Raw genomic sequence first — 15,390 nt, 5'->3', positions numbered from 1 at the left:
GGTCACACTCTGTGGCCGAAGGGGCCAGAAGTCGTGCCTGAAGATATTCAGTCCACCAGGGCAACCGATTTGATCTGGAGCCACACCGGCTGGCCGGGGGTGAGTGACAGCTGGGCCGCGGAGCGGCTGGTGAGCCGGGACAGGAACGGGGTATTGCCGGCCAGCAGTCGCACCAGGGTGGTGCCGGGGGTGACATCTGTTTCGACGCGATCCACCCGTGCCGGCAGCAGATTCTGAATGCTCTGGTCCCGGTGCTCCGTCAACGCGATGCTCACATCTCTTGCCAGTACCTGTATGCGGGCTGGGTCGCCGGGCCGGAAGCGCGGATCCTGTCGCAGCCACAGGCTGCCACCGTCAAAGCTGAAACGGGCGAGATGCCACTGGTCATCCAGTGTGTCCAGTGTTGCCTGAACGAGCACGCCAGCATCTTCCTCCAGCCGAAACGGCTGGTCTACCCGGGCCAGGGTCTCTTGCAGTGGTCCTTGTGCGATAACACGCCCCTTGTCCATCATTACAATATGGTTGGCCAGGCGCGCCACTTCGCTGGTGGAGTGGGAAACGTAGAGCATCGGAGTCGCCAGGTGGTCTCGCAAGCGCTCAAGGTAGGGCAGTATCTCCTGCTTTGAGTTCTGATCCAGTGCCGACAGAGGTTCATCCATCAGCAGCAGTCGAGGGCTGGTGAGTATGGCCCGGGCAATGGCTACCCGTTGCCGTTCGCCACCGGACAGTCCGGCTGGCATACGCTCAAGAAGGTGGGCCAGCCCGAGCCAGGAGACGGCATCATCAAACCGGATCTGGCGTTGCTGGGCTGGAACCCGGCGTTGCCCGAACGTCAGGTTTCGGCGTACTGACAGGTGGGGAAAAAGATGCGTTTCCTGGAACACATAGGCCAGGGGCCTCTGATGAACCGGCCTGAACAGGTTGTCTTTCTGCCAGGGCGTGCCCAATACGGAAAGCTGTCCGTGAGCCTGCTGCAGCCCGGCGATGCAGCGGAGCAGCGTGGTTTTGCCGCATCCGGAGTGACCGAATAAAGCGGTAATCCCGTTGCCGGGTAGCTTCAGGTCGACATCCAGTTCAAATCCGGGAAAGCGGCAGATAAAACGTGCCTCGATGGCTGTGGGATTCATCGCAGGGCCCCCGCCCGGGCCCTGCCATTGAGGACGTACAGGGTCACCAGGACGATGAAGGAAAACGCCACCATGCCCGCAGCCAACCAGTGGGCCTGGGTGTACTCCAGGGATTCCACGTGATCGTAGATGGCCACCGACAGCACTTTGGTCTCGCCCGGGATATTGCCGCCAATCATCAGGATGACGCCGAACTCGCCGATTGTATGGGCGAAGGTCAACACGCTGGCGGTGATGAAGCCGTTGCGGGCCAGCGGAATCACCACAAAGAAAAACCGGTCCCAGGGCCCCGCCCGGAGGGTGGCGGCGGTCTCCAGAAAGCCTTCACGGATACTTTCGAAAGCATTCTGCAGGGGTTGCACGGTAAAGGGCAGGGAATAGATAACCGAGGCCACTACCAGGCCCTCAAAGGTGAACGGTAGTAAACCAAGGCCAAGACGTTCTGTCAGTTGGCCGACCCAGCCATTCGGGCCAAGCAGTAGCAGAAGATAGAATCCGAGCACCGTGGGCGGCAGGACCAATGGCAAGGCGACGACCGCAGCAATCGGCTGGCGCAGCCAGTGACGAGACCGGGCCAGCCACCAGGCGATCGGAGTTCCTACCAGCAGCAGTACCAGGGTTGTCAGTGAAGCCAGCTTCAGCGTCAGCCAGACCGGCTGCCAATAGGTTTCCAGCATCAGTCCGCCGTGTCGTATCCGTAGTCCTGAATAATCGCAATAGCCTCCGGGGACTGCAGGAAGGCGAGCCACTCTCTGGCGGCAGCATTGTCGGCACTGCGTTTCAGAAGTATCGCCTGCTGATCGATGGGGGCATAATAAGATTGCGGAATCCGCCAGAGTGTTCCGTCCTGATTTGGCCAGGCTTTGACCTGAGCCAGCGCCACCAGCCCGGCCTGGGCATTGCCGCTGGCAATGAACTGGAAGGTCTGGGCGATGGAGTCGCCACGGACCAGTTTGGGCTGCAGCGGTGACCAGAGTTCCAGGTGTTCCAGGACCTGCTGTGCGGCCAAGCCATAGGGGGCAGTTTTAGGATTCGCGATGGCCAGCCGCGAGAACGGCTGTTCGCTCAGGTAGGCGATGGGAGAGATAAAGGCCGCGGTCTCAGGGCTCCAGAGCACCAGCTTGCCCCTGGCATAGGTAAAGCGAGAATCGGGAACGGCCATCCCGTCGGATTCCAGTAACCGGGGGCGTTGAGCATCGGCCGCCATGAACACATCAAATGGTGCGCCGTTGCGAATCTGGGCGTAGAGTTTACCCGTGGAGCCGAAACTGGCGGTGACCCGGTGACCGGTTGAGGCCTTGAATGTCTCCACCAGACTGGCGGTGGTGTCGGTGAAATTGGCAGCGACGGCGAGGGTCAGATTCCCCGCATAGGCGTTGCTTAGGGGCAGAAGCAGCCAGATTGCCAGCAAAGGGAAGAAACGCCAGCAGGTACGGCGGCTCATAGTGATTCCTTATGGTAGTGACTGGGCCAGTGGCAGGTCGCGGGCCTCCGACCGAGCGGGCGACTGAATACGGCATAAGGTTAGCACGTATTGCCACACTTCCATGCGATTGGTTTCATTGAGCATCTCATGGCGCCCGCCGTCGAACAACCGCAGCGTTACCTGCTCGATGCCCGACTCCCGGATGGTCTGAAAATGCTGGCGGACGCCTTTCCCCATCTCGCCCACGGCATCGGCGGTGCCGGACAGCAAGTGTACCGGCAGATCCCGATGCCAGGTTGCCGGTCGGATGCTCAGCATGCCGGCAATGAAGTCCTGCCAGAGCCCCACGGAGCAATCAAAACCACAGCAAGGATCGGCTTCGTAGCGGTCTACCTGCTCGGGATCACGGCTCAGCCAGTCGCTGCCGGTACGGTTGGGCCGGAAAGCACGATTGAACTGGCCAAAGGTCATCTTGCCGATGAGCCGGCTGCGATGGCGCCGGCCACGGACGCCGGCAATCAGGTTAACCAGTAGCCGCGAGGCCAGCAGTTGGGGCCGGTGGATGCGGTTGGTGGCACTGAGGATCAGGGCGTTGATACGGTCGCCGTATTGCTGGGCATAACTCTGAGCGATGAACGAGCCCATGCTGTGGCCGAGCAGATTTACTGGCAGGCCTGGATGCTGCTTGCGAGCAGTCTCTACCACTTGCGCCAGGTCGTCCACCACCCGTTGCCATCCGTTCTGATCAGCATAGTGCCCCTGGTGTTCGGCCGGGCAGTGGGGGCCATGGCCCCGGTGGTGATAGGTGATGACAAGAATGTTGTGAGCCCCGAGCCAGCGGGCCAGCTCCTGGTAGCGATCACCGTGCTCCGCCATGCCATGGCTGATCACCAGAATGGCAACTGGCTGTGCCGGCAGGTATTGCCGTCCGGCAATGGTGTTGCCGTCAGGGGTATTCAGCGTCAGAGGGTGTTCTGTCATGGTTTCGGCCCGCATCCTTGTTGTTGTTCTGAGGTGCCGGGCGCTGCCACTCCGGCGGATTCCATAAATGCTGAAGACGGGACAATAAGCTGCCGGGTCGGGCCATGTCGCGGAACATGTCCACATATTCGTGGGTCCAGAGCACAATCAGGTTATTGGAATGAATCTGCCGGGTAATGCCGTATTCCGGTGGGTTGCTGTCGCTCTCCGGGACAAAGGTTCCGAACAGGCGATCCCAGATAATCAGTGTGCCACCGTAATTGCGGTCGATGTATTCCGGATTGCGGCCATGGTGTACCCGGTGATGGCTCGGGGTGTTGAAAAGGAATTCGACCCAGGCCGGCAGGTGCCCCACCAGCGTGGTATGCACGAAAAACTGGTACACCAGGGAGAAAGCATAGGCGATGCCGATCCACACCGGGTTGAAACCGATCAGCGCCATGGGCAAATAGAAAATCCACATGCCGTTGAAAATGTTGGTGGCATTCTGGCGCATGGCGGTGGAGAAATTCATGCGTTCGGACGAATGATGGACTACATGGGCGGCCCAGAACCAGCGCATGCGGTGGCTGGCACGGTGCATCCAGTAGAAACAGAAATCCACGCCGAGAAAGGTCAGAAATCCGGTCGCCCAGTTCAGCTCCAGTTCCAGCAAGCGATAGTGATAGCAGAGCGCGTAGACGGGAAAGGCGATCAGGCCGGCAAAAAGTAGCTCCGTAACCTGGTAGCCGGCACCGAGGGCGAAGTTGCGAATAGCCTCCGGCACGTTCATCAACCGTGGGTCATGCCGTATCTTCAGGTATTCCCACAAGGTAACTGCAATGAACACGGGGGTGGCGATGACGAAAATCAGCTGTCGTTCGTCAAGAGCCAGCCAGGGGGCCAGGAACTGCCAGAGGCTGATCAGCCCGCTGTCTTCCAGCACTGTCCGCATCATGTCGATCAACACCATGGCTGCTCCCCAAATTATTTTTGTTGGGAGTCATCATCGCACAGCGTCGGCTAAAGGCGATGTCCTATTGCGCCAGGGTTGCTGGCCTATTCCGCCACCGCCTGGCCAGCGTCACCGGTTCTGGCGATACACCGCGGCGATGGGATCGATGGCAGTCTGCCATTCGGATAGCCAGGCCTGCACAGGCTTCGGAACCCTGCCCGGCTTTGGCCATGGCACCGGGTACTCGGGCGGCTGGAACAACGGCGCCAGCAGCGAGCAGACAGTGAGATCGGCGCGGGTAAACTGATCGCCTACCAGGAACGGACGTTGCTGATAGATCTCGGCCAGTTCTTTAACCAGAGCCTCGAGGGTTGCCTGTGAGGTATCGGCGGTTTTCTGGTTGATCTTCATCCACTTGCGCATGATCTCATCAACCCGGCTGAAGGCCAGGCTGAGCAGGATACGATTATAGAATGGTGTGCCCGCTGCCAGCATGGGTACCACTATTTTCGGGCGTTGCAGAAAATAGTGGTACACCCAGGTGCGCAGAGCGGGGCCGGCCTGTTCGTCCAGCTTCTGTTCCCATTCAAGAACCCTGGCCTGAAGGTCTGGATCCGCCGGCAATAAGGGCTTGTCTGGAAAGACCTTGTCGAGGTAATCCAGGATATGTCCGGAGCCCTGGATGATCTGGCCGTCGTGTTCGAGTACCGGTACAGACGACTCGGCCCCGGTCAGTTTGCGAATGGTGTTTACATGCTGGCCCGGGAGCAGGTTGACGGTCTGATAGTTGATGCCCTTGTAGTCCAGGGCCCAACGCGCCTTTTCGCAGTAGTGCGAAATGCAGAACTGATAGAGTTTGATCGCCATGGTGTTGCTCCGGATGTCTGGTAACTCAAGATTAACCTTTCTGTATGCGAATTCCCAAGACGGCAGGCGTAGAATGTAATGGTTATCTCACTATCTATCAGGGGGTTATATGAGTCTTGCAAAGAATGTCATGGCGATGTTGCTGATTACCGGGTCGCTCTGGGGCTGCTCCCTCAATGCCGAGAAAGAGGGTGGAAAGCCCGGGTCGCTGGCCGGTAGCCAGTGGTTGGTGGAAGAGATTGATGGTGAGCCGGTGCTTGAGGGTAGTGAGGTTACCATCGGGTTCACCGATGAAGGGCGGGTGTTTGGCTCATCGTCCTGCAACCGTTACAACGGAGGCTGGCACATTCAGGGTCAAGAACTGGTGTTTTCCCAGATGGCCGCGACGCGAATGGCCTGCCCCGAGACCCTGATGCAGCAGGAAAACCGGTTTCTGAAACTGCTGGGCGACGTTCACGGGTATCAGTTCGCCGCAGATGGCCGTCTGGTGCTTGAGACCGGGCAGGGCGTTACCATCCTGGCCTCGCCTGCCGCTGAACAGGAGTAGTTCCGGTCGCCTTGGCGATGACGTGACACAGATACGCTTCTGCCTCAGCGCTTTGCCTCGATCGTGGTGAATCCAGGATGGAATCTCTACAATGGCGACTTGTAGTCTGGAACAACAGAGGATGTGTTCATGTTTTTGCGACAAGGTGTATCGCTGTCAGTCGTGGTTCTTGCCGGCGCCCTGATCAGTGCCTGTGCCTCCAGCCCGACGAAAACGGGCTTGTCGGAGTTTGGCCGTTACCAGTGTGGCCAGCTGGACGTTACGGTCACCAGCTCCGGTGACGACGAACTGGTAGGACTGGAATACCTGAATCGCCGGATTCTGCTCAAGCCGGCCGAGAGCGCCTCCGGCGCCTTGTTTGTCGCGCCCGGCGACCCGGATACCCGGTTCTGGAGCAAGGGGGAGCGGGCAACGCTGAGCCTGCGTGGCGAGACGCTTCCCGAGTGCCTGGAGCCGGGTGCCATTGAATCCTCGTTTCGTGGGATAGGCACGGAACCGTTCTGGTCTGTTGTTATCGAGAATGGCCAGATGCGGCTGACCCGTCCTTACGACCAGCAAGTTACCGAAGATATCCGCCTGAACGAGATTCTTGCCAATCGCCACGGTCGCGCCTATGAAGCCACGCTGGGTGACGAGCGGACGGAGGTGCGGATCGCTCATCAGTTGTGTGAAGACCAGATGGCTGGCGCTCAGTATCCGGCTCAGGTTCGTTTGACACTCGGCGATGAGACATTTGAGGGTTGTGGCGGGGATCGTCAGCGGCTGTTCCGGGGTGCCGAATGGGCGGTGGAAGACCTTGCCGGTGCCGGCATTATTGACCGCTCCAGAATGACCCTGAGGTTTCTGGCGGACAACCGGGTAGCTGGCCGGGCTTCCTGTAATCGCTATACGGGAAGTTACAACCTGACGGGAGAAGGGTTGTCCTTCAGTCTTCAGGCCACCACCATGATGGCCTGTGCGCCGGCATTGATGAATCAGGAAAGGCGTTTCCTGGAGCTGCTGGAAGAGGTAACGGATGGCCGGATCGGCCGGCATGGTGAATTGCTGCTGCAAACACCCGCTGGCAATACCATCAAGGCTTTTCAGTCCGAGGTGGAAAGCCCGTAGGACGCCTTGATCACGTCCAGGCGGCCAGTTTCAGCCAGCCTGGCCAGACCCGCATCCAGCAGTCTGGCCAGTTCCCCCGATCTTGGATTCCCGGCCGAGAAGGCAATGTAGACGGGGGCCTGGTGGGCGATCCCGGCCAGTCTTGGAGGTGGATATCCGGAATGCTCCCGCAAAAACCAGCTCATGACCGCCTGGTCTTCGGCGAAGGTATCGGTGCGTTCCTGTGCCAGAAGTCTGAGAGCTCGCCCGAGGGGCGCTGCTCCGGAGATGACCCACACTCGTTCGGGGTCATCGGTATAGTCTGCAATATATCGATCCAGCTCCGGAGAGTAGGAGTAACCGTTGATCACCAGCAGGGTTTTTCCGTTAAGCGACTCCAGACCCCGGTATTGCCATTGACTCTCCGGATGCGTGTACAAGCCGATACGGGCAGTGCCCATGGGGCGCTCCGGAAAGACAAAGTCCGGGGCGTCGCCTTTCAGGGCGCCGATAACGCCATCAATCCGGTTCTCCCGGGCCAGGCTCAGGGAGCGGGCCCAGCCATAGTTTCTGTACTCAACGTCAAAGCCCGATGCGGCAAAAATCTCCCGCGCAATATCCACCATATAACCTTCCTCCGGCGCACCAGCCCGGCAGTTATGGGGGCACCAGGGGTCGGCGGCGAGAATGATCCGGTGTTGATCAGGGTGGGGGGCAGGTTGCTGGCGCGTGGCGCTTTCCGTGGCTTCATGTCGTCCTGGTTCTGTAGCCTCATCGGGTGAGCAGGCGGCCATCAACAGGGCCAGGATGAGCAACGGGAATCTGGGCATGAGCGAACCGGGTCACGGTAATCTGCGAAGGTGCATTTTCATAGTATACCCTTGCATACTATTTGCAATAACAGGTTCGGCACTGTCAACGGACTGAAGCATTCCTGGCGCACACTGTCAGCAGCCGTTGCCAGAGAGCCTGAAATGACCGAACTGAAAGCATTGACGCCCCACGCGGTGATACCAGCGGAGCAAGCCCGCCGGGACAAAGGCCAGAAACGAAGGCTTCGCACTTTCCTGCCGGAGCTGATCCAGCTCGAGCGGCTGCTGGCGGAGGCGCCGGAAGGTGTCTCCAGTTCCGTGCTGTCCCGGGTGAGCGTTCGCGATCTTGAACTGCCGGTCTATCGGGTCGATCTGGGTACCGATCGCAAGGATGCGCCCGTTGTTATGCTCATTGGCGGAGTTCATGGGCTTGAGCGTATCGGCACGCAGGTGGTGATGGCGTGGCTGTCTTCTTTTCTGGCACGCCTGGCCTGGGATGACAGCGTACGGGCGCTTCTGGAGCGGGTGCATATCACGCTTCTGCCCATGCTGAACCCGGGCGGCATGTACCTGAACCAGCGCAGCAATCCGAAGGGGGTTGATCTGATGCGTAATGCGCCGATTACGGCCCAGGATCGCAGTGCCTTCCTGTTGGGAGGGCAGCGGCTTTCACCACGCTTGCCCTGGTATACCGGTGATCCCGAACAGGGGATGGAAGCCGAGAACCTGGCCCTCGAGTCGGTGATCCGGGAACTGCTCCCGGGCCGTCCATTCAGCCTGGCGCTGGATTGTCACTCCGGGTTTGGCTGGCAGGATCAGATCTGGTTTCCCTACGCCTATCGCCGCCGGCCCATGCGCCGTATTGGCTCGGTCATGGCGCTCAAGCTGATCTGGGAACAGGCCTACCCCAATCACACGTACCGGTTTGAGCCGCAATCTGCCCACTATCTGACCCATGGTGATCTATGGGACTACTTTTACAAACAGGTTAACCGAACCAGCGACGGAGTTTTCCTGCCGCTCACCCTGGAAATGGGATCCTGGCGCTGGATTCGTAAACGCCCGCGTCAGCTGTTTCGGCTGGAAGGCTTCTTCAACCCACTGGTTCCGCACCGACACCAACGGGTGTTGCGCAGTCACATGCCGTGGATTGATTTCCTGTTGAACGCCGCTGCCAGTCATGAGAACTGGTTGCCGGGGTCGGATGAAGAGTCCATGCTGAGGGAAGCTGCCATTATGCACTGGTACAGGGATAGCCGATGACATGCACTGGATCCTTCTGAGAGGCCTCACCCGGGAGCAGGGCCACTGGGGCGATTTCCCGGCACAGCTTCGCTCGGCCTTTCCGGAACACCGGTTCCACACCATTGATCTGCCGGGCACCGGCACACTGTTCCGCGAGGATTCTCCCGGCACTATCCCTGAGATTCGCAGGCGCGTCTGTGAGCAGGTCAATCATATACCCAGGCCGTTCAGCCTGTTGGCGCTGTCCATGGGTGGTATGGTGGCCCTTGACTGGGCGCAGCATGCGGAACCCGGGGAGTTGCAGCACCTGGTTCTGGTCAACACCAGTTCCGGTTTCAGTCCGTTCTGGAAACGCATGCGCCCGCTGGCCTGGCCGCGCGTCACTCAGCTGCTGGCACGTCGCGAGCTGTTTCACCGGGAACGGGATATTCTGCGACTGACGTCCAATCGAGAGATTCCACTGTCGGTGTGCAAAGCCTGGTACAGCATCCAGCGCCAGCGCCCGGTCAACTATTATACGGCGTTCAATCAGTTGCAGGCGGCGGCCCGGTTTCAGCCCTTGCCCGAGCGGCCCATGGCAGATGCCCTGCTGCTTGCCAGTAAGGGTGACCGTATTGTGCACTGGCATTGCAGCGCCGAACTGGAACGACGCTGGTGCTGGACGCTTCGGCTGCATCCGGATGCCGGGCACGATCTGCCGCTGGATGAACCCGACTGGATCATTCGGCAGATCAAAAACTGGTTGCCCGGCCAATAGCGGTTGCTTGACGCAACTGTTTTTTGCGGTCACGCTCATTGGCGTCAATTCAACGAGTGAACGGAGCCAATAACAAGATGAAACTCTTCGAAACCCGAACTGCCCCTAACCCACGCCGAGTGCGCATGTTCCTGGCCGAGAAAGGCTTGCTGGACCAGGTTGAACTGGTGCAGGTGGATATTGAAAAAGGGGAGAACCTGAGCCCGGAATTTGTTGCCCGCAACCCGATGAAGAAAGTGCCGGTACTGGAACTGGACGACAGCACCTGCATTGCCGAAACCATGGCCATCTGCCGCTATTTTGAAGAAAGCTATCCGGACACGCCCAGCTTGTTGGGTGAATCGGCGCTGGAGAAAGCCCAGGTGGAGCAGTGGCTGCGCTGGATCGAATTCTATTTCATGATGCCCACCGGCATGTGCTTTCAGCACACCACCGGCTATTTCAAGGACCGGATGAATCCCATCAAGGAGTGGGGGGAAGAGTGCGGCCAGGGCGTCGAGAAATTCATGCATTTCCTGAACAAGCAGCTCGAGGGCAGGGAATATCTTTGCTGTGACCGGTTCACCGCGGCCGACATCAATGCCTTCACCACCGTGGCCTTCGCCCGGGTGGTCAATATCCGCATCAAACCGGAGCAGGAACACCTGCAGGCCTGGTTCGACCGGATCAAGGCTCGGCCTTCGGCGCAGGCCTGACGTTTGCCGGTGACCTGAAGTCCAGCCGGCTGATAGTATCGCTTGATGGGATGGCGCGCCCTGTTCACACGGGGGCGCCAGGAGCGAGCCGTGCGACTTGAAGGACTGAATGATGAGCAACAGTGCCAACCTTGAATGTGCGATCAATGCCATCGACCAGGCAAACCAGCAGGATCCCAACCGTGAGGAAATAGGCGGTGAATCCCTTCCCAGGGAATACGCCTACAGCCTGCACATGACCCGCTGGCTGTTTGAACTGGAGCCGGAACCTTCCGAGCGCATGCAGATTGCCTGTCGGGCCCAGCATATCGAGCGCTGGACCATGCCCCGCAGTGACTATGGTGAGGGCCGCAAGAATTACTATCAATGGCGTCAGGCCTGCGGCCGCATGCATGGTCGCCGGGCAGCGGAGATCATGGCGGCTTGCGGCTACCCGAAAGCGGAGTGCGAACGGGTCGAAACTATTCTGACCAAGCGTAAATTGCGGGAAGACGAAGACACCCAGTTGCTGGAAGATGTGGCTTGTATGGTGTTTCTGGAGCGCTATTTTGCGCAATTCTTTGAAGACAACCCGGATTACGACAAAGAAAAATGGCTGCGCATTGTGCGCCGGACCTGGGGGAAAATGACACCCCGTGGCCACAGTGCGGCCCTGAAGCTGGCCGAGGGCATGCCCGCCCATCTGTTGGCTTTGCTGCAGGAGGCGCTTGCCGCACCCGCTGAGTGAATCCTGCACTTGAGCTACTGTCATTCGCTGCATATGATATGCATTATCATTTGACAATGGATGGCAAACCATGGCGACACTGGCCGACCGAAATCCGAAAATCCTGATTGTCGAAGACGATCAGTCCCTCAGTGATCAGCTGTCCGGATTACTGGCCTCCCGGGGCTATCACGTGGTGCAGCGCTATGAGGGCGATCAGGCACTGATCACCGCTATGGGGCAGCGGCTGGATCTGATTCTTCTGGATGTGCTGCTGCCACGGATGAACGGGTTCGAATTCCTGGAGAAACTCCGTAAAACCCGCCAGACCCCGGTCATGATGCTGACCGCCTGTGGTGCCGAGCAAGAGCGCATTATGGGGTATCAGCAGGGGGCCGATGACTATGTGCCAAAACCTTTCAGTTTCACTGAATTGCTGTTGCGAATCGAGGCGTTGCTGCGACGCACACTGGGCGAAACCGATCAGCGCACAGACCCTGCCACACTGGCTGCCGGTGAGTTAAAGCTTGATCGTCATGCCATGGCCGTCAGCGTTCAGGGTAATCCGGTCTCGCTGACTCCCATCCAGTTTCGCCTGCTCTGGATTCTGGTGCTGCATCAGAGCGAAGCGTTGAGCAAACCCTATCTCTACCAGGTGGTGCTGGAGAAAGAGTTCAGTCGCTACGATCGGAGCCTGGACATGCACCTGAGCCGGGTGCGCCGCAAGTTGGTGGAGGCCGGCGTTGCCGGTGACCGACTGCAGACAGTGCACGGCAAGGGGTATTGCTTCCAGTGAATCGTCGTTTGTGGTGGAAGCTGTCAGGCACACTGGCACTGGGTACGCTGGTGTTGTTCTGGGTGATCTCCTTTCTGGGGACCACTACCGAACAGCAGATGAGTTTTATTGCCCGCAAGCATCAGGAGACCCTGAAAGACTGGGGGCACACAGCAGAGCGTCTGTACCTGGCCGGCGACGAACAGGCCCTTGCCCGCTGGCTGGAGCAGCTGCAACGGGACGAAAACACCTGGGCGGCGGTGGTTCGGTCCGAGATACAGCCGCTGGCTGGCAGTGAACTGTCCTCACAGTTTCAGGAGGGTTTTCGGCTTGGACGCAACGTGGAATGGAAGATCCATCTGTATTTCACCGAAAACCCGATCATGGATCTTACCTTCGCCGATGGCCACACCCATTTCCTGATTACCCTGCCTCAGCGTATGCGGCCGGGCGCTTACCTGCCGGAGGCGCGGCTATTCCTGAAAGCTGCCCTGCCACTGACGGTGCTGCTGGCATTGTGTCTGGTGATTTACCGGCACCTGATGAATCCCGTTCGCCAGCTGGAGCTGGCAACCCGCCAGTTCAGTGAGGGTAATCTGGGCGCCAGAGCCAGGGCTCTGCTGGGTAACAGAAATGACGAACTGACCGCGCTGGCAGAGACCTTTGACCGGATGGCTGAGCGGATCGGCGATCTGATCCAGTCCCAGCGCCGGTTGATCTCAGATCTCTCCCATGAGCTGCGAACGCCCCTGACCCGGATTGATATGGCCATCAGTTGCGTAGAGGAAGGCATCGATACCCAGCATTTCCTGCCCCGAATACGGCGGGAGTGCGATCTGATGCGCGCCCTGGTAGAGGACACCCTGACCCTGGCCTGGCTGGAGAACGAGCAGCCGGAGCTCAACCAGGAGGATCTGGATCTGACCGATCTGGTGGATACCATTGCGGAAGACGCCCGCTACGAGTACCCGGAGCATCATATCAGGACCGAGCTTCCGGAACAGGCGGAGATTCGGGGTACCAGTCATCGGGCGTTGGCACAGGCCATTGAAAATGTGGTCCGCAATGCCTGCAAGTATACGCCGGCCGGTGGCACGGTAATGATACGGTTGCAGGAGGAAGCCGGTGGGTACCGGCTGTCGGTGGAGGACGACGGGCCGGGTGTTCCGGCCGAGCAACTGGAGGCGATCTTCCGGCCCTTTTTCCGGGCCACACGGATCCGGGAAAGTGTGCCGTCTGGCCATGGCCTGGGGTTAGCGCTGGCAAGCCGGCATCTGGATGCCATAGGGGGGCGAATCCGGGCCTGTAATCTTGCGGGGAACGGTGGTCTGGCGATGCATTTGTGGTTGCCTGCAGTCCGGATGTAACAAATGTAAAACTGGTTCACTTCGCGACACAAGTTATCGAGAATGCACTCCAAATACGAATCATTTGCATAATGGAGTGCGGTCGTGATGGCAAATTCCTCACCGATGAAACAACCCCGGCGCTTTCGTCGCAACACCCTCTGGCTGGCACTGATGGCAGCACCTCTGGCTCATGCACAGCCGGTGTCTCTGGATCCCATTCAGGTAACGGCAGACCGTGAGGTGGACGCCGATACTGTGGTCGATGCAGAGACCATAGAGCGTTTCCAGGCGGACGATCTGGAAGACGTCTTTGCGGGCCAGCCAGACGTAAGCGTTGGTGGGTCCAACAGCATCGCCCAGAAAGTTTATGTCCGAGGCTTTGAAGACCCGCTTTTGAACGTATCCGTGGATGGCGCCACCCAGGCTGGGGCACTGTTCCATCACTCCGGTCGACTGTCGGTGGAGCCGGAGTTGCTCAAGCAGGTTGAAGTCAATGCCGGGGCTGGCCGGGCCACTGACGGGGCTGGCGCTCTGGGTGGCTCAATCCGCTTTGTCACCAAGGATCCCGAAGACATGTTGCGGCCAGGCGAAAACGCCGGGGCCCTGGTTAAATTCGGTTCTTTCTCCAATACCGATGGCTACAAAGCCAGTGGTACCGCCTTTGGCCGGCTGAGCGATAACTGGAGTACCCTGGTGTCTGTCAGCCAGAGTGACCACGAGCCCTTCAAGGATGGCAGTGGCGACCGTATTGCCGGCAGTGATGCCCGTCAGCAGCTTGGTTTTGCCAAACTGGTGGGCCAGTTGCCGGCTGATCAGACCCTGAAGCTCAGTCACGAGGTGCGCACCGATGAGGGGGAGCGGCCCCAGCGCCCACAATTGATTGTCAGTGGTTTCAATCGCCTTTACGACCTGGATGGCCGCCGGGACACCACCACCCTGAATTACGGATACGCACCCGCAGGCAATGCCCTGGTAGATCTTGAGGCAACCGTTTACCACACCGAGTCAGACATCGAGCAGAACGTTGAGGATCGCTGGGGGCGTTATTTCGGGTTTAGCCGGAACATCGGCGGCGACCTTCGCAACACCAGTCGTTTTGGCGAGCACAGCCTGACCTACGGTGTCGATTATCGGGAGGACAAGGTGAACGCCGGGTATCAGGAGGATAAAAGAGCCGAACAACAGACCGGTGAAGTACTGGGTGTGTACCTGCAGGGCGATCTATGGCTCACCAGCCGCCTGTTGTTCAGTGCCGGTGCCCGTTATGACGACTACCGGCTCAAGGACAACAACGACCAGCGCTTCAGTGAAGACGAGGTCAGCCCGAATGCCAACCTGGCCTGGGAAGTGGTGGACGGCCTCACCCTGAAAGCTGGTTATGCCGAGGCCTTTCGCGGGCCAACCACTCAGGATTCGTTCAAGCTGGAAGGCTCTGAAAACGATCCGGATCTGGAAGGTGAAAAAGCCCGGAATACTGAAGTCGGTTTTGATTACCGCTACGACAACTTCCGACTGTCGGCCGAGGTGTACCGTTCTGAAATCAAGGACGCCATTGCTGATCCGTTGCTGCCGTTCCGGGAATCCATCTACAAGAACATCGGTGATCTCGAGTCTGACGGCTATCTGATCTCGGCCGGTTACCAATGGCAGGCACTTTCCGCCGGACTGAGCTTCCACAGTAACGATGCCGAAGTGGATGGCCAGCCGTTGACGGTGTACGAGCACAATCTGCTGGGTAACACCATGGGAGATACCTGGATTGCGGACCTGGCGTACCGCTGGGATCGAAACCTGGAGTTTGGCTGGCAGGGCCGTTTTGTTCAGGGTATCGATAATCTGGACACCTCGGTTGGCAGCATCGACAAGCCTGGATACGGCGTGCACGACCTGTTTCTGCACTGGCTGCCCACCGGCAATGAGGATCTGCGCCTGAGCCTGACCATCAAGAACGTCGGCGACAAGCAGTACCTGGATCATGCCAGCAATGCGGATTACCAGCACATTGAGGACTATGAGGGAATCGTTGGCATGCCGGAGCCGGGGCGGGACATCCGTGTTGGCCTGGCCATGCGGTTCTGAGGTC

At 59.1% G+C, this 15,390-nt stretch carries 16 protein-coding genes; 9 read left to right on the top strand and 7 right to left on the bottom strand.

Annotated features, from left to right (window positions below; all coding sequences use genetic code 11):
• Nucleotides 1-47: 47 nt before the first annotated feature.
• The 6 genes from modC to OZ656_RS18395 all read right to left on the bottom strand — a co-directional run bounded on the left by modC (nt 48) and on the right by OZ656_RS18395 (nt 5,335).
• Entirely contained in the window at nt 48-1,127 is a 1,080-nt protein-coding gene (gene modC / locus OZ656_RS18420; RefSeq protein ID WP_303292982.1) for a molybdenum ABC transporter ATP-binding protein, read from the bottom strand.
• On the bottom strand, nt 1,124-1,804 hold the full coding sequence (gene modB / locus OZ656_RS18415; RefSeq protein ID WP_022993172.1) for a molybdate ABC transporter permease subunit: 681 nt from the start codon (nt 1,802-1,804) through the stop codon (nt 1,124-1,126). Before modB ends, modC begins: the two co-directional genes overlap by 4 nt.
• Nucleotides 1,804-2,571, bottom strand: a complete 768-nt coding sequence (modA, locus tag OZ656_RS18410) for a molybdate ABC transporter substrate-binding protein (protein ID WP_022993171.1) — start codon at nt 2,569-2,571, stop codon at nt 1,804-1,806. Before modA ends, modB begins: the two co-directional genes overlap by 1 nt.
• Before the next feature lie 9 nt (nt 2,572-2,580).
• Nucleotides 2,581-3,534 (bottom strand): alpha/beta hydrolase, encoded by a 954-nt coding sequence (locus OZ656_RS18405; RefSeq protein WP_183577390.1) that lies wholly within the window; start codon nt 3,532-3,534, stop codon nt 2,581-2,583.
• Nucleotides 3,500-4,486 (bottom strand): sterol desaturase family protein, encoded by a 987-nt coding sequence (locus OZ656_RS18400; protein ID WP_041656521.1) that lies wholly within the window; start codon nt 4,484-4,486, stop codon nt 3,500-3,502. The genes OZ656_RS18405 and OZ656_RS18400 overlap by 35 nt, the downstream gene beginning before the upstream one ends.
• A 111-nt stretch (nt 4,487-4,597) precedes the next feature.
• The gene (locus OZ656_RS18395) at nt 4,598-5,335 is read right to left on the bottom strand and encodes a glutathione S-transferase family protein (protein WP_379944778.1); all 738 of its coding nucleotides are present in this window, start codon (nt 5,333-5,335) and stop codon (nt 4,598-4,600) included.
• Between the two features lie 109 nt (nt 5,336-5,444).
• On the opposite strand from OZ656_RS18395, the gene OZ656_RS18390 reads away from it, so the two are divergent.
• The gene (locus OZ656_RS18390) at nt 5,445-5,882 is read left to right on the top strand and encodes an META domain-containing protein (protein WP_011786952.1); all 438 of its coding nucleotides are present in this window, start codon (nt 5,445-5,447) and stop codon (nt 5,880-5,882) included.
• Nucleotides 5,883-6,011: 129 nt separating this feature from the next.
• Nucleotides 6,012-6,989 carry an META domain-containing protein gene (locus tag OZ656_RS18385; RefSeq protein ID WP_288589355.1) on the top strand — a complete coding sequence of 326 codons (978 nt, stop codon included), beginning with the start codon at nt 6,012-6,014 and terminating at the stop codon, nt 6,987-6,989.
• Here OZ656_RS18385 and OZ656_RS18380 read toward each other — a convergent pair.
• Entirely contained in the window at nt 6,965-7,798 is an 834-nt protein-coding gene (locus OZ656_RS18380) for an ABC transporter substrate-binding protein (protein ID WP_114433714.1), read from the bottom strand. The genes OZ656_RS18385 and OZ656_RS18380 overlap by 25 nt on opposite strands.
• Before the next feature lie 144 nt (nt 7,799-7,942).
• Here OZ656_RS18380 and OZ656_RS18375 point away from each other — a divergent pair, with 144 nt between their 5' ends.
• The 7 genes from OZ656_RS18375 (at nt 7,943) to OZ656_RS18345 (ending at nt 15,386) form a co-directional block, all read left to right on the top strand.
• Nucleotides 7,943-9,043 carry a M14 family zinc carboxypeptidase gene (locus OZ656_RS18375; protein ID WP_273031181.1) on the top strand — a complete coding sequence of 367 codons (1,101 nt, stop codon included), beginning with the start codon at nt 7,943-7,945 and terminating at the stop codon, nt 9,041-9,043.
• 1 nt (nt 9,044) lies between these two features.
• Nucleotides 9,045-9,782, top strand: a complete 738-nt coding sequence (locus OZ656_RS18370) for an alpha/beta fold hydrolase (RefSeq protein WP_273031183.1) — start codon at nt 9,045-9,047, stop codon at nt 9,780-9,782.
• 77 nt (nt 9,783-9,859) lie between these two features.
• The gene (locus OZ656_RS18365) at nt 9,860-10,477 is read left to right on the top strand and encodes a glutathione S-transferase family protein (protein WP_286893535.1); all 618 of its coding nucleotides are present in this window, start codon (nt 9,860-9,862) and stop codon (nt 10,475-10,477) included.
• 109 nt (nt 10,478-10,586) lie between these two features.
• On the top strand, nt 10,587-11,204 hold the full coding sequence (locus OZ656_RS18360; RefSeq protein WP_011786946.1) for a DUF4202 domain-containing protein: 618 nt from the start codon (nt 10,587-10,589) through the stop codon (nt 11,202-11,204).
• 70 nt (nt 11,205-11,274) lie between these two features.
• Nucleotides 11,275-11,979: a response regulator transcription factor gene (locus OZ656_RS18355; RefSeq protein ID WP_288589350.1), complete on the top strand. Its 705-nt coding sequence runs from the start codon at nt 11,275-11,277 to the stop codon at nt 11,977-11,979.
• Nucleotides 11,976-13,325 (top strand): cell wall metabolism sensor histidine kinase WalK, encoded by a 1,350-nt coding sequence (locus OZ656_RS18350; protein ID WP_141067404.1) that lies wholly within the window; start codon nt 11,976-11,978, stop codon nt 13,323-13,325. Before OZ656_RS18355 ends, OZ656_RS18350 begins: the two co-directional genes overlap by 4 nt.
• A gap of 87 nt (nt 13,326-13,412) precedes the next feature.
• Nucleotides 13,413-15,386, top strand: a complete 1,974-nt coding sequence (locus OZ656_RS18345; RefSeq protein ID WP_286714472.1) for a TonB-dependent receptor domain-containing protein — start codon at nt 13,413-13,415, stop codon at nt 15,384-15,386.
• Nucleotides 15,387-15,390: the final 4 nt, after the last annotated feature.

The sequence above is a fragment of the Marinobacter sp. LM1 genome (assembly GCF_042763285.1).
In the GTDB taxonomy this organism is placed as follows: domain Bacteria; phylum Pseudomonadota; class Gammaproteobacteria; order Pseudomonadales; family Oleiphilaceae; genus Marinobacter; species Marinobacter nauticus.
This window is presented reverse-complemented; position numbering and strand designations above follow the sequence as displayed.